The organism is Campylobacter sp. MIT 21-1684, assembly GCF_026241315.1.
Lineage (GTDB): Bacteria > Campylobacterota > Campylobacteria > Campylobacterales > Campylobacteraceae > Campylobacter_D.
In genome coordinates this window covers 31,021-51,262 of sequence record NZ_JAPHNA010000008.1, presented here as the reverse complement: position 1 = coordinate 51,262, position 20,242 = coordinate 31,021, and the positions used below count along the sequence as shown (strand labels likewise).

General features: G+C 32.7%; 22 protein-coding genes. 10 read left to right on the top strand and 12 right to left on the bottom strand.

Annotated features, from left to right (window positions below; translation table 11 throughout):
• Position 1: 1 nt before the first annotated feature.
• The 5 genes from OQH62_RS04615 to ileS form a co-directional block, all read right to left on the bottom strand.
• Positions 2-784, bottom strand: coding sequence for a carbon-nitrogen hydrolase family protein (locus OQH62_RS04615; RefSeq protein WP_266014457.1), 783 nt, complete (start codon positions 782-784; stop codon positions 2-4).
• Positions 777-950, bottom strand: a complete 174-nt coding sequence (gene xseB, locus OQH62_RS04610; protein WP_266014454.1) for an exodeoxyribonuclease VII small subunit — start codon at positions 948-950, stop codon at positions 777-779. The genes OQH62_RS04615 and xseB overlap by 8 nt, the downstream gene beginning before the upstream one ends.
• Complete coding sequence (gene guaB, locus OQH62_RS04605; RefSeq protein ID WP_266014452.1) at positions 947-2,404, bottom strand: IMP dehydrogenase; 1,458 nt, start codon at positions 2,402-2,404, stop codon at positions 947-949. Before guaB ends, xseB begins: the two co-directional genes overlap by 4 nt.
• Before the next feature lie 34 nt (positions 2,405-2,438).
• Positions 2,439-3,806: an Asp-tRNA(Asn)/Glu-tRNA(Gln) amidotransferase subunit GatA gene (gatA, locus tag OQH62_RS04600; RefSeq protein ID WP_266014450.1), complete on the bottom strand. Its 1,368-nt coding sequence runs from the start codon at positions 3,804-3,806 to the stop codon at positions 2,439-2,441.
• A gap of 104 nt (positions 3,807-3,910) precedes the next feature.
• A complete protein-coding gene (gene ileS / locus OQH62_RS04595) occupies positions 3,911-6,670 on the bottom strand; it encodes an isoleucine--tRNA ligase (RefSeq protein ID WP_266014447.1) in 2,760 nt (919 codons plus the stop codon).
• An 89-nt stretch (positions 6,671-6,759) separates the two neighbouring features.
• On the opposite strand from ileS, the gene OQH62_RS04590 reads away from it, so the two are divergent.
• From OQH62_RS04590 to rpsR, 6 genes are all read left to right on the top strand, one after another.
• Positions 6,760-7,842 (top strand): CinA family protein, encoded by a 1,083-nt coding sequence (locus OQH62_RS04590; protein WP_266014444.1) that lies wholly within the window; start codon positions 6,760-6,762, stop codon positions 7,840-7,842.
• 116 nt (positions 7,843-7,958) lie between these two features.
• Positions 7,959-8,486: a CDP-diacylglycerol--glycerol-3-phosphate 3-phosphatidyltransferase gene (gene pgsA, locus OQH62_RS04585; RefSeq protein ID WP_266014441.1), complete on the top strand. Its 528-nt coding sequence runs from the start codon at positions 7,959-7,961 to the stop codon at positions 8,484-8,486.
• Positions 8,483-9,595 (top strand): RIP metalloprotease RseP, encoded by a 1,113-nt coding sequence (gene rseP / locus OQH62_RS04580; RefSeq protein WP_266014438.1) that lies wholly within the window; start codon positions 8,483-8,485, stop codon positions 9,593-9,595. The genes pgsA and rseP overlap by 4 nt, the downstream gene beginning before the upstream one ends.
• Before the next feature lie 80 nt (positions 9,596-9,675).
• On the top strand, positions 9,676-10,053 hold the full coding sequence (gene rpsF / locus OQH62_RS04575) for a 30S ribosomal protein S6 (protein ID WP_266014434.1): 378 nt from the start codon (positions 9,676-9,678) through the stop codon (positions 10,051-10,053).
• Between the two features lie 8 nt (positions 10,054-10,061).
• A complete protein-coding gene (locus OQH62_RS04570) occupies positions 10,062-10,580 on the top strand; it encodes a single-stranded DNA-binding protein (RefSeq protein WP_266014431.1) in 519 nt (172 codons plus the stop codon).
• A gap of 11 nt (positions 10,581-10,591) precedes the next feature.
• Positions 10,592-10,852, top strand: coding sequence for a 30S ribosomal protein S18 (rpsR, locus tag OQH62_RS04565; protein WP_266014428.1), 261 nt, complete (start codon positions 10,592-10,594; stop codon positions 10,850-10,852).
• Positions 10,853-11,221: 369 nt separating this feature from the next.
• Here the strand turns inward: rpsR and OQH62_RS04560 are convergent, their stop codons facing one another.
• The 7 genes from OQH62_RS04560 to OQH62_RS04530 form a co-directional block, all read right to left on the bottom strand.
• The gene (locus tag OQH62_RS04560) at positions 11,222-11,776 is read right to left on the bottom strand and encodes a hypothetical protein (protein WP_266014425.1); all 555 of its coding nucleotides are present in this window, start codon (positions 11,774-11,776) and stop codon (positions 11,222-11,224) included.
• On the bottom strand, positions 11,769-12,902 hold the full coding sequence (locus OQH62_RS04555) for a hypothetical protein (protein WP_266014422.1): 1,134 nt from the start codon (positions 12,900-12,902) through the stop codon (positions 11,769-11,771). The genes OQH62_RS04560 and OQH62_RS04555 overlap by 8 nt, the downstream gene beginning before the upstream one ends.
• Positions 12,895-13,761, bottom strand: coding sequence for a GTPase Era (era, locus tag OQH62_RS04550; protein ID WP_266014419.1), 867 nt, complete (start codon positions 13,759-13,761; stop codon positions 12,895-12,897). Before era ends, OQH62_RS04555 begins: the two co-directional genes overlap by 8 nt.
• On the bottom strand, positions 13,758-15,077 hold the full coding sequence (gene hslU / locus OQH62_RS04545; protein ID WP_266014416.1) for an ATP-dependent protease ATPase subunit HslU: 1,320 nt from the start codon (positions 15,075-15,077) through the stop codon (positions 13,758-13,760). Before hslU ends, era begins: the two co-directional genes overlap by 4 nt.
• Positions 15,074-15,616 (bottom strand): ATP-dependent protease subunit HslV, encoded by a 543-nt coding sequence (hslV, locus tag OQH62_RS04540; RefSeq protein WP_266014412.1) that lies wholly within the window; start codon positions 15,614-15,616, stop codon positions 15,074-15,076. The genes hslU and hslV overlap by 4 nt, the downstream gene beginning before the upstream one ends.
• On the bottom strand, positions 15,616-16,059 hold the full coding sequence (rplI, locus tag OQH62_RS04535; RefSeq protein ID WP_266014410.1) for a 50S ribosomal protein L9: 444 nt from the start codon (positions 16,057-16,059) through the stop codon (positions 15,616-15,618). Before rplI ends, hslV begins: the two co-directional genes overlap by 1 nt.
• A 171-nt stretch (positions 16,060-16,230) precedes the next feature.
• On the bottom strand, positions 16,231-17,451 hold the full coding sequence (locus OQH62_RS04530) for an argininosuccinate synthase (RefSeq protein WP_266014407.1): 1,221 nt from the start codon (positions 17,449-17,451) through the stop codon (positions 16,231-16,233).
• Between the two features lie 144 nt (positions 17,452-17,595).
• Between OQH62_RS04530 and OQH62_RS04525 the strand changes: the two genes are divergently transcribed.
• The 4 genes from OQH62_RS04525 to OQH62_RS04510 are packed head-to-tail and all read left to right on the top strand — an operon-like array spanning position 17,596 to position 20,219.
• Complete coding sequence (locus OQH62_RS04525) at positions 17,596-17,841, top strand: RNA-binding S4 domain-containing protein (RefSeq protein WP_266014404.1); 246 nt, start codon at positions 17,596-17,598, stop codon at positions 17,839-17,841.
• The gene (gene tsaE, locus OQH62_RS04520) at positions 17,838-18,245 is read left to right on the top strand and encodes a tRNA (adenosine(37)-N6)-threonylcarbamoyltransferase complex ATPase subunit type 1 TsaE (protein WP_266014400.1); all 408 of its coding nucleotides are present in this window, start codon (positions 17,838-17,840) and stop codon (positions 18,243-18,245) included. The genes OQH62_RS04525 and tsaE overlap by 4 nt, the downstream gene beginning before the upstream one ends.
• Positions 18,238-18,966, top strand: a complete 729-nt coding sequence (lptB, locus tag OQH62_RS04515) for an LPS export ABC transporter ATP-binding protein (protein ID WP_266014397.1) — start codon at positions 18,238-18,240, stop codon at positions 18,964-18,966. The genes tsaE and lptB overlap by 8 nt, the downstream gene beginning before the upstream one ends.
• The gene (locus tag OQH62_RS04510) at positions 18,966-20,219 is read left to right on the top strand and encodes an RNA polymerase factor sigma-54 (protein ID WP_266014523.1); all 1,254 of its coding nucleotides are present in this window, start codon (positions 18,966-18,968) and stop codon (positions 20,217-20,219) included. Before lptB ends, OQH62_RS04510 begins: the two co-directional genes overlap by 1 nt.
• Positions 20,220-20,242: the final 23 nt, after the last annotated feature.

The following is a 20,242-nucleotide window of genomic DNA, read 5'->3' as shown; positions in this document are numbered from 1 at the left end:
TTCAGCGATTTTCAAAGTCTTTTATAAGAGTATCAAAAGCCCACAAAGCTCTTGCTTCATTTGCCTTATTAGGTGAGATAATGAGCATTTCTTCTTTACTGCCAAGTCTGTCTTGAATTTCACCAAAAGCATCAATAAAGAAAGTATCGCCATAAAATTCCCAATCTTGTTTCAAAGAACCTATGCGATTTACTCGCAAGATATTGCTTGCATTAAGAAAAGCTCTTGTTTTTAAAAGCTCTTCCCATCTTTGTTTGCTTGAAAAACTTGAGGCACTAGGGATAATGACAAGATCTATTTTTTTTGCTCGTATCATTTTCCAAAAAATATCAAAATGTGCTTCGAAACCAAAAAGCAAAGCACATTTGAGTTGGTTGTGATTAAAAGTAAATAGTTTGAGTTTTTTGGTGCTGTTATTAAAAAAAGCTTTTTCATTCCAATGCTTATAAGGCATAAGAATTTGTTGTTCGTAAATTTTGATTTGCTCTGGTGTAACTTTTAAACAAAGTTTTTTATAACCTTTTGTTTCGACATTTACAAAAGGAGCAAGAATTTCAAGTTGATACTTTTTCGCAAGTTTTATCAAGCTCTCCCTTTTACTTTCGCTTTGTTCTTTTATCATACTTTTTGGCATATGGAGAAGTTCTGTAAAGAAACTGTTAAGCACATATTCACCAAGTACAACCAAAGAGACCCCATTTTCTTTGCAGATGTTGAGATAATAATCAAGTCTTGATTCGCTTAGAGCTAAGGTTGGAAATTGTAAAGCCGCAATTTTACTCATCAAGACTCTCCACTTTTAATTTTGCTTCTTCAAGCTGCTCTCTCGCTTTTTTAATGCTTTCAAGCCCCATTTTATAAATTTCTACACTTTTAGCTAAAGGTAAAGTATTATCATTTAATTTTTCTAAAGCTTCATTTGCTTTTTGTATATTTTTTTCAAAACTCATTGATTATTTACCTTATAGTTTGGTGCTTCGTGTGTGATAATTACATCGTGTACGTGACTTTCTTTTAATCCTGCACTTGTAATTTCAACAAATTCAGCCTTGCTTTGAAAGTCTAAAATATTTTTTGCTCCAACATAACCCATAGCCGAACGAAGACCACCTAGAAGTTGATGTGTTACATTTTTAATACTCCCAACATAAGGCACTCGTCCTTCTATGCCTTCTGGTACAAGTTTCTCACTAGCTGTACCTTCTTGAAAATATCTGTCCGAACTTCCTTTTTGCATAGCACCAAGACTTCCCATACCGCGGTAAGTCTTGTACTGTCTGCCTTGATAAGTAAAAAGCTCACCGGGGCTCTCATCTGTACCCGCTAAGAGTGATCCTATCATCACTGAACTTGCACCAGCTGCTAAAGCTTTAGCTATATCACCTGAATATTTAATCCCGCCATCGGCAATGACAGGCGTGTTAAATTTTGCTGCTTCTAAGGCACATTCATCAATGGCTGAGATTTGTGGCACACCAACACCTGAAACAATGCGAGTAGTGCAAATACTCCCCGGACCTATGCCAACCTTAACAGCATCTACCCCAGCTTCGCACAAAGCTTTTGTAGCTTCTGATGTGGCAATATTTCCAGCAATCAGCTCTACTTTAGGATACTTTGTTTTAATGGCTTTTATCATATCAATAATGCCTTTTGAATGCCCGTGCGCACTATCAATTACAAGTACATCAACACCAGCTTGGATTAAAATTTCAACCCTGTCCATTTGTCCTACTCCAATAGCAGCACCAACACAAAGTCTTCCAAAATTGTCTTTATTGGCATTTGGATATTCTCTGCGCTTTTTTAAATCTTTGATTGTTATTAAACCTTCTAAATATCCATTTTCATCAACTATTGGAAGTTTTTCGACTTTATTTGTTTTAAAAATTTTTTCCGCATCATCTAAAGTGCAACCTTTAGGAGCAGTTATGAGAGGCAATGGACTCATAACTTTTTGGACTGTATTATTTAAATTATCTTCAAAACGTAGATCCCGATTTGTTAGAATGCCTATAAGTTTCCTGTGCTTATCAACAACAGGAACTCCAGAAATTCGGTATTCAGCCATTAGCTCTAAGGCTTCTTTGACAGTTGCATTTGGGCTAATGAAAATAGGATCAATAATAACACCACTTTCGCTTTTTTTTACTCTTTGTACCTCTCTTGCTTGTGAAGCTTTGTCCATATTTTTATGGATAATACCTATACCCCCAAGTCTTGCCATTATAATTGCAGTTCTATGTTCTGTTACCGTATCCATAGCCGCAGAAATCAAAGGTATATTTAAAGTTATATTTTTGCTAAGCTTAGTATGGATTTGTACTTCTTTTGGCACAACGGTTGAATAACCCGGTCGTAAAAGCACATCCTCAAAAGTTAAAGCCCTTTTGACGATTTTCATTTTTTCTCCTTCTTACAATCTTGTTGGCAAACAATTACATTATATCTTTAATCGCATATTCCAAAGAAAGAGCACCATTAAGCAAGTTTTGTTCATCATATGCTCTGCATATAAGTTGAGCTGAAATATTTAATCCTTCTTTGTCTTTGCCTACAGGCACACTGATGCCCCCAAGTCCTGCAAGATTAACAGAAATTGTATAAATATCTTCTAAATAGCTTTGCATAGGACTTTTTTTTGTATCAAAAGCAAAGGCTGTTGTCGGAGTAACAGGCATAAAAATTAAATCGCAATCTTGTAAAAGTTCCTCGTATTTGCTTGTAATCAAAGCTCTTGCTTTTTGGGCTTTAATATAATAAGCATCGTAATATCCACTGCTTAAAACAAAAGTCCCAAGCAATATTCTTCTTTTTACTTCTTCACCAAAACCTTCACTTCGTGAATGAACATAAAGTTCATTGAGTTTATCTGAATTCTCACTTCTTCTTCCGTAGCGAACTCCATCGTAACGGCTTAAATTCGTACTTGCTTCTGCTGTTGCGATGATATAATAGGTTGCAATATCAAATTTAGAATCAAGAAGATTTTTATAAATTATTGTATGTCCATTGGCTTTGAGTATTTCTACACTTCTTAAAAGAGCATTTTTAACTTCTGTATCTGCTTGATTGATATAGTTTTCTATAACAGTTATAGTAAGTTTGCAGTTGGGATTTAATCTTGGTGCACTTTTGTGAAAATCGATTTTAGCACTTGTGCTGTCTTTACTATCATATCCTGCTATGGCATCATAAAGCAATGATGCATCTTCAACATTTTGCGTTATAACTCCAATCTGATCTAAGCTTGAAGAATAAGAAGCTAAGCCATATCTGCTTACTCTGCCATAACTTGGTTTAAAACCTACACACCCACAAAAAGCCGCAGGCTGCCTCACTGAACCCCCAGTGTCAGAACCAAGACTTGCTAAGGCTAAACCACTTGCCACTGCTGCAGCACTGCCTCCACTACTTCCACCGGGAACCCGATTATGATTTAAAGGATTTAAAGTCTTGCCGTAGTAAGATGTAAGAGTAGAGTTTCCCATAGCAAATTCGTCCATATTACATCTACCAAAAGGAGCAAAACCATTTTCTCGCAATTTAACAATAGCAGTAGCGTCATAAGGAGAGTGGTAATTTTGTAAAATTTTTGAAGCACAGGTAAGTTCCCAGTCTTTAACGCTAATATTATCTTTGATAGCTATAGGTATTCCTATACCACCATCGCTTAAATCACTTTCTAGAAACTGCTCTATATAAGCTCCTAAGTATTTTTGTTTTTTTGCTTGCTGATTTAATTCTTTTTTAAGAGCGATAATTTCATCTTGAGAATAATGTAAAGCCTCTTTTAAACTTACCATTTCTTGTCCTTTTTTATTAAAAATATTGCTACAACACTGAAGCTTAGAATCAGAACTAAAGTTATTATTATTATGCTTGTTGGAATGGGATTTGCAAACATAAATCAAAGTCTTTGCAAAATCGCACTACATCTTTCACACAGCTCATTTTCTTTATGAGCAGTAAGCTTCCAACATCTTGGACATTTGTGCAGTCGTGCTTTAATGATAAAAAACTGTTCATTATCAAGGTCAAATTCAGATAAAAACTCTGTAGTGTCAGGTTTTTCAACCGAACTTACTAAAAACCAGTCACTAAGCTCATCATTGCCTACGTTTAAAAGTTCAATTGAGTTTGTTTGCAAGCTAAGTTCTAGCGTCGATTTTATACGCTTTTCTTTTTTAAGCATATCTATGCATTCTGAAAATTTTTCTCTTACTTTGAGTAAGAATTCATCTTGGATGCCAAAATCGTAGTCAAAATTTTCATTCAAACTCAAATCAAAAACATCTTTTGCTTCTCTTTTTATACATTTGTTTGCGTGTTCTAAAGCTTCATCAACTGAATAGCTAAGATAAGGAGCTAAAAGGTTTAAGAGTTCACGTGCTATTAAAGCCATAGCACTTTGAGCACTCCTTCTACGAGGACTCTTTTTTTCATCACAATAAAGCCTGTCTTTGCTAATGTCTAAATAAATACCGCTTAAATCCGCACTTAAAAAATTTAAAAGCTGACTAAAACCTTTAGCAAAATCATAAGTTAAAAATAATTCCTTAGTTGTTTTAAATACTTTTGTAGCACGAGTGAGTATCCATTTATCAATGAAAGAGAAATTATGTGTCTGAATGTGTTCTAGGTCATTTGTGTTTGCAAGTAAAAATCGTATTGTATTACGAATTTTACGATACTGTTCACTTGTTTGTTTTAAAATATTTTCAGAAATTTTTAAATCGCTAGAATAATCGCTTAGAAGTATCCATAGTCTTAAAATTTCTACTCCATAGGTCTTGGCAACATAATCAGGTGCGATAACATTACCCTTAGACTTACTCATTTTTTGCCCTTTTTCATCTGTGGTAAAACCGTGTGTTAGAATACTTTTATAAGGACTTTGTTCATTCAAAGCCGTGCTAAGCAAGAGTGAGCTTTGAAACCATCCTCTATGCTGATCACTCCCTTCAAGATACATAGAAGCCTTCTGTTCCCCAGCATCATATCTGTGTGAATGTAATACAGCATTAAAAGTGCTGCCACTGTCAAACCATACATCTAAAATATCATAGACTTTTTCTAAATCATCAGCACAGTGTTTTGTATTAGGAGTGAGCAAGTCTTTTGTTTCAAGTTCCCACCAAATATCAGCACCTTGTTTTTCAAAAAGTTTAGCAATATGCTCATACAGTTCATCATCAAAGATGAGTTGCTTTGTTCGTTTATCTCTAAAGAAAGCTATAGGTGTCCCCCAATCTCTTTGTCGAGAAATACACCAGTCTGGTCTATTTTCTACCATAGAGCCTATTCTTTTTACTCCACTTTGAGGGTAAAATTCTACATTTTCAAGCTCTTTTAAAGCTAACTCTCTTAAACTTTTACCATTGAGTTTTTTTTCGTCCATTACAATAAACCATTGTTTAGTAGCTCTATAAATTACAGGTTTGTGAGTCCTCCAACAGAAAGGATAAGAATGTATAAATTTTGAAGAATCTAAAAGATGTTCGCCTAAAAGTTTGAGAATTCTTTCATTAGCTTCAAAGATATGAAGTCCTATAAATTCAGAGAGATATTCTTCTTTTAAAAGTTTTTTTATACGTAAAGTTTCATCGTAGCACCCAGCATCATCAACAGGCATAAGTACTTCTAAATTATATTTTAAACAGACATAATAATCTTCTTCACCGTGTCCCGGCGCTGAATGTACAAGTCCAGTTCCACCGTCCATTAAAACATGTTCGCCAACAATTAAAAGCGAAGTTCTTTCATTAAGAGGATTAAGTGCTTGAAGTCCTTCAAAATCTTTACCTTTGAATTCTTTTTGGATTATGCCTTGTGTAAAACCTTTTTTTACCATATTTTCTAACAGAGCTTTTGCAAAAATAAAACCATTTTCTGTGAGTACATAGAATTCATCAGGGTGAAAGCAAATGGCTTGATTTGCAGGTAAAGTCCAAGGAGTAGTAGTCCAAATAACAGCTTTAGCTTTTTCAATTCCAAGTTTTTGACAAGTTTGTGCTTTCAAATCGAAAGCAACATATAAAGAATAATCTTCTTTTTCTTCATATTCTACTTCAGCTTCAGCAAGGGCTGATTTGGCTGCCCAACTCCAAAATACAGGTTTGCTCCTTTCGAGCAAAAGTCCTTTTTTTGCAAGAGCGTAAAGCGTTCTATAAATATCAGCTTCAAAAGCAAATTCCATAGTTAAATAAGAATTATCCCAGTCAAAAACAATGCCCAAATTCTTAAATTCTTCTTTTTGAATGTGTACAAATTCTTTTGCGTGTTGTCTGCAAAGATCGCGAATTTCTTTTTTGCTAAGTTCTTGTTTTCTTGCACCAAGTTTAAGTTCAACTTGTTGTTCTATGGGCAATCCGTGACAATCCCAACCAGGAGTGAAGCGAATTTTTTCTCCATTAAAATAATGCGTTTTTACAATACTTTCTTTTAAAATTTTATTTAAAGCGTGTCCTATATGGATATGTCCATTTGCATAAGGGGGTCCGTCGTGTAAAGTGAAAGTTTTTGTAGCATTTTTACGCTTTTCTTTCATCTTTTCATAGGCATAATTGTTTTCAAACCATTTTTTAAATCTTTGGGGTTCAAGTTCTGCTAAATTTGCACGCATCGCGAAGCTAGTATTTGGTAAAAGCAAAGTCTCTTTGTAGTCCATTTGTAAAATCCATTTGAATTTTTGCCTTTAATTATACTCACAATAGTTTTAAAATTGGTTATAATTGTTAGAAAAAAAGGAAAAAATTTATGAAACATTTGCTTTTCATTGTAGGCGATGAACTTGTGTTAAATGAAAATTTTAAGCAAAGTCTTTATAGAGCCTATGAAAGCAAATTTAAAGAGCTGAATGAGATTTGCATTCAAAATAAAATCGACAAAGAATTGCCTTTTTTGCTTGAGAGGCTTTTTGAGCAGTATGATTTTATCACTCTTTTTTCTGCTCCAAAAGCTTATGCAACTATCGCAAAAATTGTAGCAACCTTAAGCGAGGATACTCTCGTTTTAAAAGAGGATACTTTGGTACCTGATAAAGCTTTCTATGAAAAAAATAGCTTTGTTTGCAAATTTAATCAGATGCAAATTAATGTACTTAAAGTAAGTCCCAACGAAAAACTTCCTATTTTGCTTGGGGAGGTTCATTTGAATTTCGAATTTTTTTGTCTTTTTGGTATAGATGAAGAAAGCGCTTTGCTTTTGCTTGAAACTTTGACAAAATCGTATGAGGTTACATTAAAATCGGTTAAACTTTTAGAGAATGTAACATTAATAAAAGTTTCGAGTTTTGGTTATGGTAAGGTTGAAAGTTTTTTACAAAGCGTACAAAACCTTTTTGGACAAAAATGTTTCTTAGGAAAAAATCCTATTGAATTTATTGTTTCAAAACTTTTAGAAAGGAATTTAAAAATTTCTTTTGCTGAGAGCTGTACAGGTGGGCTTTGTGCAAGCGAATTGACAAAGATTTCAGGGGTAAGTGCTATTTTTGAAGGTTCGATTATAAGCTACTCAAATAGGATTAAACACGAATGGCTTGGTATTAGCGAGAGTGTTTTAGAAAACAATGGAGAATATAGCGAACGTTGTGTTTATTTTATGCTTAAGGGTATTTTTAAAACAGCAAAACCAGATTTTGCTTTGGCTATCAGCGGTCTTACACAGACGCAAGAGACACAGAAGTTAAAAGCTGGAACTGTTTATATTGGCGCAATGTATAGAGATGGCACTTATATACAAGAGATTCTTCAGCTTCAAGGTGATAGGGAATTTATACAAAAACAAGCAGTGCTTGGAGCTTTTTGTCTTTTGTTGAAATTAAAACCTGAATTGTTTTAACCATATCTTTAATTTAAAAACTTAAAATTATAATAGTACTAATACCCGTTAAAAAAGTAAAAAGAAATTTTTATGAGAAAGAATTTAGCTATTTTAAAGAAACTAAAGGCTTAATGATGAATATACCAAATTTCCTTGCAATTTTAAGGATAATTTTAGCACCGCTTTTATTTTTTTTTCTTTGCTCCCATTTTGAGAATGTACATCAAAGTTGGATAAATTATTTTTCTGCATTAATTTTTAGTATCGCAGCACTTACGGATTTTTTTGATGGTTTTATCGCAAGAGCTTGGAAGCAGAAAACACAACTTGGTGAGATACTTGATCCTTTGGCAGATAAGATGCTTATTTTAGCAGCATTTTTAGGACTTCTTTTACTAGGAAGAGCGAATCAATGGGCTGTGTATCTCATCTTGGTACGTGAATTTTTTATTACAGGTTTTCGAGTGGTTTTGTTGAGTGAAAACTATAATATTAGTGCTTCTTTTTCTGGAAAATTGAAAACTGCTTTTCAAATGGTAGCTATAATTTTTTTAATTATGGAGTGGTCTTTTGGTAATGTTTTGCTTTTTATAGCTTTGGTATTAACTTTGTATTCTGGTTGTGAATATATTTATATTTATATGAAAGGAAAAAAAGTATGAAATCTTTGCTTTTTGTATTATTTCTTTTTATACTTGGATTTCAGTTTTACTCTGTAGAATTCTTTATAACAATCCTTGTGCTTTCATTTTTAATCTTTTTTCACGAACTTGGTCATTTTTTAGCTGCAAAATATTTAGGAGTAAAGGTTGAAATTTTTAGCATAGGTTTTGGTAAAGCTCTCTATGAATATGAATTGAAAGGCACGAAATACCGCTTAAGCGCTTTAACACTCGGTGGTTATGTGAAGCTTAAAGGTCAAGATGACTTCCAAATCAAGGAGGAAAAATTTGATAAAGACAGCTATTCAGCTTTACATCCGATTCAGAAAATTTTTATACTTTTTGCGGGTCCGTTTTTTAATCTTCTTTTAGCGTTTTTACTCTATCTTTGTATAGCGTATTTGGGCGTACAAAAATTTGCTCCGGAGGTTGGAAAGGTGGCTGAAAATTCATCAGCACAAAAAGCCGGCATACAAACTAATGATGTAATTAAAGCCATTAATGGAGTGTCAATACAAAGCTTTGATGATATTCCTGCCTTGTTACAAAACAAACCTTCTAAAATTCTTATAGAAAGAGATGGAAAGGAAATTGAACTTGATATTATTCCTCAAATAGGACAGGGATATAATGACTTTGGACAAGTCATACCAAAAGTCCAACTTGGGATATTGCCAAAAGGAACAATGTTAAGTATTTCTTACAGAGGTTTTCAAAGCTTTGTATATGCTTTTAATGAGAGCATTAATGCTTCATTATTAATTATCAAAGGTATAGTAAAACTTCTTAGTGGAGAGCTTGAAGCAAAGAATCTCGGTGGCATTCTTACTATGGTTGATATTACTTCAAAAGCCGCAAATTCAAGTTTTGTAGTACTTTTATTGATTACAGCTCTTCTTTCAATCAATCTTGGAATTTTAAATCTTTTACCTATTCCTATGCTTGATGGAGGACATATTCTTTTTAATCTCTATGAACTTCTCTTTGGTCATAAACTTGGTGCTAAGACTTTTGAGTATCTTAGTTATTTTGGCATGATTTTGCTTGGTGGGCTTATGATTTTTGCAACTTTCAATGATATTGTAAGGTTTGTTTCAAGACTCCATTAAGTCTAGTATGATATAATGGGCAATCGCAATTTAGCGTTCCTTGCCTGTGAAAACGGGCTTAATATCCACAAGGAGAGATTATGAAACATTATGAGGTTTTATTTATTGTAAAACCTACTCTTACAGAAGAAGAGGTGAATGCAAAGTTGGAATTCGTTAAAGGAGTTCTTAGTAAAAATGGCGGTGAGATTGAAACTGTTGTTCCAATGGGTACAAGAAAACTTGCATATAAAATTAAAAAATTCGAGCGAGGAGTGTATTTTGTTTTTTATTTTAAGGCTCCACCAAGTTTTATTACCGAACTTGAAAGAGTATTGAGGATTAGCGAAGAAATTTTGCGATTCTTGATTGTTAAATATGAAAGTAAAAAAGAAATTGCTGCTTGGGAAAAATTAAGCCACGGTATCAAGCAGTCTAAAAAAGAAATTAAACCTTTAGATGCACCTGAAATTCAATAAGGAAAAATATGTTTAATAAAGTTGTTTTGGTGGGAAATCTTACTCGTGATATTGAGATGCGTTATGGACAAAATGGAAATGCTATAGGTGCTTCAGCTATTGCCGTAACGAGGAGATTTACTGCGAATGGAGAAAAAAGAGAAGAGACTTGTTTTATCGATATTACTTTCTATGGACGCACTGCTGAAATAGCAAATCAGTATCTTTCAAAAGGAAGTAAACTTCTTGTAGAAGGTCGTTTAAGATTTGAACAATGGACTGATCAAAATGGACAGAATCGTTCAAAACATAGTATAGGTATTGAAAATATGGAGATGTTGGGTGTAAATAATCCGCAAAGCGGCAATTTTACTACAAACACTTCAAATATGAATCAAAATTATAACAGTCAAAGTTATGATCCTTATGTGAGTGAAAACAAGACTTCTAAAAAAGAAAACTTCAACACCCCTAACCAAAACCAAGAGAAAATTAAAGAAATTGATGTTGATGTTTATGACAATGATAATACAGATTTACCATTTTGAAAGGAGAAATTATGGCAGAAAAAAGAAAATATTCACGTAAATATTGCAAATACACTGAAGCAAAGGTCGAATTTATTGATTATAAGGATACAGCTATGCTCAAACATGCTTTATCAGAAAGATTTAAAATTATGCCACGTCGTTTAACAGGGACAAGTAAAAAATACCAGGAGATGGTAGAAGTAGCTATTAAACGTGCAAGACACGTCGCCCTCATCCCTTATATAGTAGATAGAAAAAATGTAGTGAATAATCCTTTCGAAGGATTGTGAAAAGATTTGTTTGTATTAATATAGAAGCTGAAATTAGCAGATATGAGGAAACAGAGACTTACCAATAAGAAAAATCATTGAATTTTATTTGTTGAAAGATGATTTGTAAGTCTTAAAAAGTTTTTTTCTTTATGCTTTTTTCATTTCGGTAAAAAAGAAAATCTGTGTAATTAGGTACTTTTTTGCAATTTTGTAAAAAAATCTTTATCAAAGCTTTAAAATTTTTAGACACGATGTGTTCTAACAAAGCGGTTAAACCAAGTTGTAATAAAAATTATTCAAACTCTATTGAATAAAGCATTAGATGGCATTACACTTTAAAAATGTTGAGAGTTTTAGTAGCTTTGTAAAAAAATAAAAATAAGAATATTAATACAAAGACAGGCATAAAAGTTCAAAGTTTGCATTTAAATGCAAACTTGTGATATTTTCAAATTCTACAACAGCAAAGAGATAAGGTGGTATTTGTTTTTCAAGTGTTTTAATCATTTCAAACAAAGGAATGAAATTTCCATTGAGGTTTAACCGAATCTTGTAAAGCTTAAAATATGTTTTGTCTTCAAAGGAAGTTTGTATATCTTTTATAATTACCTTTTGCGCATCAGCAATTTCCTTAATCTCTTTGATATAGCTTTCATAATCTTTTGCAAACACAGACAACGAATGTTGATATTTTTCAAGCTGTTGTTTTTGTTTTTTAAGTTGTTGATCGATTTCTTCTTTTTGTTTTTGAGTTTTTGCAAATTCTTCTTTTTTTTCCAATAAAACTCCTTTAGAAAAGAGCATATTTTCTTGAAAAAAGTTTTGAAAAAAGTCTTCATAGCTTTTATAAGCTAAAGCAAATGCACAAATAATGATTAAAAGACTCATAAGAAATTTTTCTCTTAAACTTAAATTTTCTAAAAACATTTCTAATCTACTCATTATCATATCCTAGAACGAGAGTATATGAAAGTTCATCGTGTTCTAAAAGCTTAAATTCCGAATTTTGACTAAAAAGCATATAAGCATTTCTCCAATTTTCCTGTGTATTCAAAAAGAGTGTAAGTTTTGAATCTTCAAATCTAAGCAGAGAAATTGTAATTTTATTTGCATTAAGTAGAGTAAAGAGTTTATATAGTAGAAAGGTTTTGTTTTGATTAGGCTTGAGAGTTTCAAAGATTGCATTGAAAATTTGGATGTTTTGTTCAAGTAAAAGAGACTCTGTATAAAGTGTATGATTGAGATCTTTGAATTCTTTGAGAAGTTTTTGTGTTTTTTGTTCTAAAAGTACAAGCTCATTATTCAAATTTTCATTTTCTGCTTTGATGATTTTATTCTGTTGGTACCGCGGCAATTCAAGCATAGTTAGCGAAAAGAGAGTAAGGCAAAAGCAAGAGATAAAAAGGATAAAAAGTTTCAAATAGAGAGGAAAAGTTCTTTTGTATTGTTTTATAAAATTTGCATTTTCATCAAGATATTTTATACTTTTTTGACTGAGTTCTTCTAAAGCATTGTTCCCTAGAATTTGTTCAAGTTGTACATACTTGATTCCTGTTTGTTTTCCAAGAAATGTTGTAAAATGCACTGTATCATTAAAGCTTAATAAGAGTTGTATTTGATGGTATTGTAAAAGCTCTATAATTCGAGCTTGTTGTAGAATTTCAGCAAATCGTTGCTCATCTTGTGAATGAACAGTTAAAAGTGTAAGAGTGGGAATATTTTTTACTTTACTAAGCTTTGCGTTATGATATAAGCATAAAAGACTGAATTTTTCATTAAAAACTACAACGCAAAAATTCTTTTCATTGATTAATTTTTCATCTGCAAGTGCTTGAAAAATTAAAGGTTGTGGATAACAAAAACCTTCCTTGCCAATATGGGTAAATTCCGCAAAGAAGCAGTGGTAAAAACCTTCATATTCTGCAAAACTCATTTGATATTTGAATGGTTCTTTTAAATTGAGTTCTTTTGCAGTTTCAAGAAACATATCCTCGCTAGTTTTTGTTTTCAGTATGTAGTGGAGTTTATCAAAGGAGATGAATCGAGCTTGAGTTTTTTTTCTACTCATACAGTGTTTTCAAAAATGTTTCGTCTTTTTGCCAATTTTTATGCACAGCAACAAAAAGCTTTAAAAAAGTTTTTTGTTGAGCAAGTTGAGTGATTTTGAATCTTGCAGCTTTGCCTATACGGTGAAGTGTTGTTCCTTCTTTTCCTATGAGTATGCTTTTATGAGACTTTGTGTCTGTGATGATTTTTGCTTCTATTTTTAAAATTCTGTATTGATCGCTAATGTTTTGGATTATAACTTCGCTTGTATATGGAAGTTCATCATTGACATTCTCATAGATGCTTTCTAAGATAAAGTCCTTGAAGAGTTCTTTTTGTGTGTTTGAACTTAAAAGTTGGCTGTCGTAATAATGAGGATGCTTAGGTAAATATTTGCAAAGTTCATTTAATAAAGGCATTTTATAGCTTTTTTTCTTACACGAATAAGGAATAATAGCTTGAAAGTACTCGCTAAAATGTGTATATTCATTGAGTTTTTCTAAGAGTGTGCTGTTAGAAGCTAAATCAACTTTATTGAGTACTATAATATGAGGCATTTTTGGTTTTAGCATTAAAAATTTTTCATATTCTTTTGTGCTGTCAAATACACTTGAAACAAATACAATAAGATCACAGTCGTTTAAGGATTGTATCGCACTTTGGATTAAAAACTGATTGAAAATCTTTTTACTCTCGTGCAGACCTGGAGTATCGATGAAAATAATTTGATTTTCATCGTTCATCACTATGGCTTTGATTTTACGTCTTGTAGCATTTTGTTTGCGTGAAACAAGAGTAATTTTTTCTTCAAGTAATGAATTAATCAAAGTGCTTTTTCCAGCATTTGTACGACCTATAACACTTACAAAGCCGGATTTCACAAAATATACCTTGCAAGATCTTTATTTTCAACAACATCTTCAAGTTTTTCATCAACCATTTTTTTATCAACAACTACTTTCTTCCCTGAGTATTCATTGGCTTCAAAGCTTATATCCTCAAGCAATTTTTCAATGACGGTATGCAGTCTTCTTGCTCCTATATCTTGCATTTCTTCATTAGCTCTTGAAGCAATTTTTGCAATTTGCCAAATGGCTTCATCTTCGAATTCGAGTTGGAGTTGTTCGGTTTTTAAAAGCTCACTGTATTGTTTTAAAAGTGAATTTTTTGGACGAGTAAGAATTTCATAAAGTGCTTTATCATCAAGACTATCGAGTTCTACCCTGAGTGGAAAGCGACCTTGAAGTTCAGGTATTAAGTCGCTTGGTTTGCTCAAATGAAAAGCACCAGCTGCGATAAAGAGTATGTGATCTGTTTTCAGTATCCCAAGTTTAGTTTGCACGTTTGAGCCTTCAACTATTGGTAATAAATCCCTTTGAACGCCTTCTTTGCTTGGATCCTGTCTGTTTGAATTTCCATTTGAAATAGCAACCTTGTCAATCTCATCAATAAAAATAATCCCTTCATTTTCAGCCCTCTTTAAAGCCTCGCTTTTGATGCTTTCTTGATCAAGGATTTTTTCGATAGCTTCATTTTGTAGGGCATTTTTTGCATCTTTGATTTTCATTTCTTTTTTGATTTTTTTACTCCCAACTCCTATGACTTTAACTATGTCCTGCATAGCTCCCATTTCTGGAGGTAAATTTGGATTTGTATCAAACATATTTTGTGAAAGTTCTACTTCTATTACGCTTTCGTCCAAATCTCCATTTTTAAGTTTTGTTCGCATTTTTTCAAGACTGTTTTTATACTCTTCTTGTTTTTCGTCGCTAACTCCTTTTGGCAATGGCGGTAGGAGTTTTTCTAAAATTTTGTTTTCTATAAATTCGTTGATTTTATTAGTATTTTTTTCTCTTTGTTCATTTTTGACTAAATTTAAAGCCGCATTTGCAAGATCTCTCACCATACTTTCGACATCACGTCCCACAAAACCTACTTCGGTATATTTACTTGCTTCTACTTTTACAAAAGGAAAACCCATCATTTTGGCTAATCTTCTTGCTATTTCTGTTTTTCCAACACCTGTTGAACCTATCATTAAAATATTTTTTGGCACTATATCATCTTGAAGTTCAGGGCTTAATTTCATTCTACGGTAACGAGTTCTTAGAGCTATGGCTATGATTTTTTTTGCTTTTTTTTGTCCTATGACATAATCATCTAAAAACTCTACCGTTTCTTTTGGTGTTAAATTCATTGTTCATCCTTGATCGTGTAAGTTTTTATATTTGTATTTGTGTAGATACAAATTTCACCAGCGATTTGAAGACTTGAAAGTACGAGTTCTTCTTCGTCAAGTTTTGTATGTTTTGCTAATGCTCTTGCGGCACTTAGAGCAAAATTACCTCCACTTCCAATGGCAGCAATTTGTCCATCTTCAGGCTCGACAACATCGCCAGTTCCAGAAAGTAGAAAAATATGTTTTCTATCAAGGACAAGCATCATAGCTTCAAGCTTTCTTAAGTATTTATCTTTCCTCCATTCTTTCGAAAAATCAATAGCAGCTTTAAGCAAATCACCTTTAGAGCTTGTAAGTAAATTTTCAAACATATCAAAAAGATTAAACGCATCAGCTGTACTTCCAGCAAATCCTGCTAAAACTTTACCATTGTTAAGTTTGCGAATTTTAACTGCGTTGCCTTTAAGTACTGTATGACCAAAGCTAACCTGTCCATCGCCACCTATGACTGATTTTTTTTTACCTTTGTAAGCAAGTATTGTTGTTGCGTGAAACATTATTGTGCCTTTATATCGAGAGTAAATGTTGCGTGAATACCGTGTCCAAGCTTTGCTGTTATAGTGTGTTTTCCAAGCGTTTTTAAACTTGAACATTCTAAATTTTTTTTATCAAGTTCTATGTTTTTTTGTTCGCGCAAGGCTTTTGAAAGCTCTTCTTTTGTAACCGTACCAAAAAGAGTTCCATTTGTACCAACAGATTTTGAGAGTTCTATTGTTGTTGTGCTAAGTTGCTTTTTGAGTTGTTCTGCATTTGCTTTTTCAAAACGTAAAATCTCTTCTTCTTTCTTTTTGTTGGCTTCAAATTTTCTTAAAACTTCAGTTGTGGCTAGTTGTGCTAAACCTTTATTGAGTAAAAAATTCTGTCCATAACCTTCTTTAACATCTTTTATTTCTCCAGCTTTTCCTAAACCCTTAATTTCTTTGATTAATAGTACTTTCATATTTAATCCTTTTTTCAAAGGATTTATTTTATCAATTTTGAGTTGAGATTTAATTTAAAAAACTACTGTTTATTTTCTCAAAATTAGAATCGAAAATTTTAATTCCTGTTTGTTTGTCAAAGTTTGAAGTCTTGTACTCAAAAATGCCGATAAAATTTTTTGCGATTTCATCTAAAGTTTTCTTCCGTTTTTTCCGGCTATGATGAATCGAAGAGCATTGAGTTTGATAAATCCTGCCGCATCTTTTTGATTATATACTTCATCTTCTTCAAAAGTAGAATATGCACTGCTAAAGAGACTGTCATTAGCACTTTCTCTGCCTGTAATGATAACATTGCCTTTGTAGAGCTCAAGATAAACCTTTCCATTGACATATTTTTGTGATTCGTCAATTAAAGCTTGAAGAAGAATTCTTTCTGGGGAAAACCAAAAACCATTATAAATCAAATGAGCATAACGCGGCATAAGCTCATCTTTTAAATGTGCCGCTTCTCTATCAAGTGTTATGCTTTCAATTGCTCTGTGGGCTTTAAGCAGTATAGTTCCACCGGGTGTTTCATAACAACCTCTGCTTTTCATACCTACAAAGCGGTTTTCAACTATATCAAGTCGTCCTATGCCGTGTTTAGCACCAAGGTTGTTAAGTGCAGTTAAAAGTTTTGATGGGCTTAAAGAATTTCCATTGATCTTATATAAATCTCCGTTTTTAAATTCAAGTTCTATCTTTTCTCCCTCATTTGGTGCATCTTGCGGACTCGCAGTCCATCGCCACATATCAGCTTCTGGAGTACAAGCAGGATCTTCTAACACAAGCCCTTCATATGAGATATGAAGTAAGTTTGCGTCCATAGAATAAGGACTTTTGTCTTTTTTCTTTGAGATGTCAATATTATGTTTGCTCGCATAAGCTAAAAGTTTTTCTCTACTATTAAGATCCCACTCTCTCCAAGGGGCTATAATTTTTAAATTTGGATTGAAAGCCAAATAGCCGAGTTCAAAACGCACTTGATCGTTTCCTTTTCCTGTTGCTCCGTGGCTTAGTGCATCTGCTCCTGTTTGCATTGCTATTTGTGCTTGAGTTTTTGCGATTAAAGGTCTTGCTATGCTTGTTCCAAGTAAGTATTCCCCTTCATAAAGAGTATTTGCTCTAAACATAGGAAAAACATAGTCTTTAACAAATTCATCTTTCAAGTCCTTGATGAAGATATGTTCAGGTTTTATACCAAGACTGAGAGCTTTTTGTCGAGCAGGTTCAAGTTCTTCTCCTTGACCTATATCAGCAGTAAAAGTTATCACTTCACAATTGTATTCATCTTGCAACCATTTTAAAATAATGCTTGTATCAAGTCCTCCAGAATAAGCCAAAACAACTTTTTTTATTTCATTTTTCATCTGTCTTTCCTCGAAAGTTATTTAAAAGTAAGAGATTGTAGCTAAAAATTGATTAAGGAAAAATTTTAAGATTATGTTTTAATAAATCTTTAAAGACAAGCATTTAGTGTTCCAAAATTTATTTTTTTTTGATAAAATTTTCTTATGAGAATAGATAAATTTTTAAATGCAGTCAATATTACAAAACGTAGGGCTATTTCTGAAGATATGTGCAGAAGTGGTGTAGTAAGCATTAACGGGGTAGTTGTAAAGCCGAGTAAGGAAGTAAAGATTGGAGATATAATTTCTTTGCAATTGAGTACTTCTATACAAGAATACAAAGTTCTTGCTCTCCCAAATGCAAAAACTATACCAAAGACAGCACAAAATGAATATGTGAGTAAGATATGAAAGAATTTATTTTGTTTCAAGATGAACTCCAAGTACTCTTTTTTCATTTGCCTCAAGATGGAGTAGTTTTACTTCGCGGAGAGGTGGCAAGTGGAAAAACAACCTTAGTGCAAAAATGGGTGAATTTTTTAGGCATACAAGCAGAGGTTCATTCTCCAACTTTCTCTTTAATGCAAAAATATCACAAGGAAACTTTATGTGTGTATCATTATGATCTTTATCAAGTGGGATTGCAAGGCATACTTGCGAATGGTTTGTTTGAAATTTTTTTTGAAAAAGCTTTGCATTGTGTTGAATGGGGCGATGAGGAAGTGGAAAAAGCCTTGGGCAGATTAGGTATAACAAGTACTATTGTTGAAATCATTGCCTTAGAACAGAAAAGAAAGTATACAATTTATGAGTAAATTGCAAATTTCCAATCTAGAAAAAAGCATTAAAAAAACTAAAATTATACAAGATATTTCTTTAGAATTACAAAGTGGTGAAGTTGTAGGACTTTTGGGACCAAATGGTGCTGGAAAAACAACAACTTTTTATATGATATGTGGATTAATTAGTCCAAGTAGTGGTAAAGTGGAGATCGATGGAAAAGACATTACAAAAGAAGCTCTTAATAAACGCGCACGTTTGGGTATAGGATATTTACCACAAGAAAGCAGTATTTTTAAGGATTTGAGTGTAGAAGAGAATTTGCTTTTAGCAGCCCAAATTTTTTATAAAGACAAGAAAATTCTTCACGATAAAGTAGAAAAAATGCTTGAGCTTTTAAGTATTGAGCCTATAAGAGTGCGAAAAGGCTTGAGTTTAAGTGGTGGAGAGAGAAGAAGGTGTGAGATTGCACGAAGCTTAATGTGTGAACCAAAATTTCTTTTGCTTGATGAGCCTTTTGCTGGTGTTGATCCTATTGCAGTTGCAGAGATTCAAGGTTTGATAAAGGAGTTAAAAAAGCTTAACATCGGCGTTTTGATTACTGATCATAATGTGCGAGAAACTTTAGCGATATGCGATAGAGCTTATGTTATACGTGCTGGTTCTTTACTTGCAAGTGGAAGTGCAGAAGAGATTGCAAATAATCAAGATGTTAAAAAATACTATTTAGGAGCGGAGTTTAAACTCCTTGATTGATGTTAAAACAAAAAGTACAACAAACACAAAAAACAAAACTTTCACACACTTTACGTTCGTGGTTGCCTTTGTTGCAAGCTAGTATTGAAGATTTAAAAGAGAATTTGGAACAAATTTCACAGAATAATCCTTTTGTAAGTGTGAATGAAAATGTCAAAACCGGTGAGAATGGAAAGAATTATTTTGATTCTTTTTACAGGCAAAATACAAATTCATCTTTAGTTGAAAGTATGGGAATATCAAAAAAAAGTGTCTATGAGCTTTTAAATGAGCAAATTATTCCTCCACTCTTTCCTACGAAAAAATCTCAAGACATTGCCGCTAAAATTATAGAATGCCTTAATGAAGATGGGTATTTTGAATATAATGAAGATTTTTTTTTGGAATATAGTTGTGAAGAGGTAGAAAGGATAAGACAGAGATTTAAATTTCTTGATCCTGTTGGAGTTGGAGCTAAAGATTATAAAGAAGCTTTTTTATTTGCACTAGAAAATAGAGAGCTTGATGCCAGTCTGTATGAATTCTGTCGTATGCTTATTTTGGATTTTGAAAATATTCACAACTACACCAAGCAAAAATTGTATAAAGAAGCCTTATCAATACTCAAAAATTTCAGTATCCCACCTTTTTTAGAGTATTTTGAAGACAGCCGCGTTGTTGTTCCTGATATTGTTATTTTTCGGGAGAATGATGAAATCAAGGTACGAATTAATGATGAGTATTATCCTGAAATTTCTCTTGAGTTTGATGGGCAAAATCACGAATTTTTGAGTCATTATATTAAAGAAGCAAAGAATTTAATCGATGCTTTGGCTATGAGAAAAGCAACACTTTATAAGATAGGGCTTATGATAGTTGAATACCAATATGATTTCTTTTTAGGAAAAGAGATCAAGCCTATGACTTTAAAAGATTTAGCTGGGGATTTACAACGTAACGCCTCTACTATATCTCGTGCGATTGCAAATAAGTATTTAAGTTGTGAAAGAGGACTCATACCTTTAAGAGATTTTTTTGCCTTTGCTTTAGATGAAGATGGTGAAACTTCTAATGCAAGTGTAAAGGACTTTATATATCAATTGGTGAAAAATGAAAATAAAAGCAAGCCTTTAAGCGATAGTAAAATTTTACAACTTGTACAGAATGAATTTAAAGTTGATATAGGCAGACGTACTGTTACAAAGTACAGACAACAGCTTGATATTGCAAGTTCTACTGATAGAAAAAAGATATATGAGTTAGAGGGTTTTTAATAAAAGATTGAATTTTCTAGTAC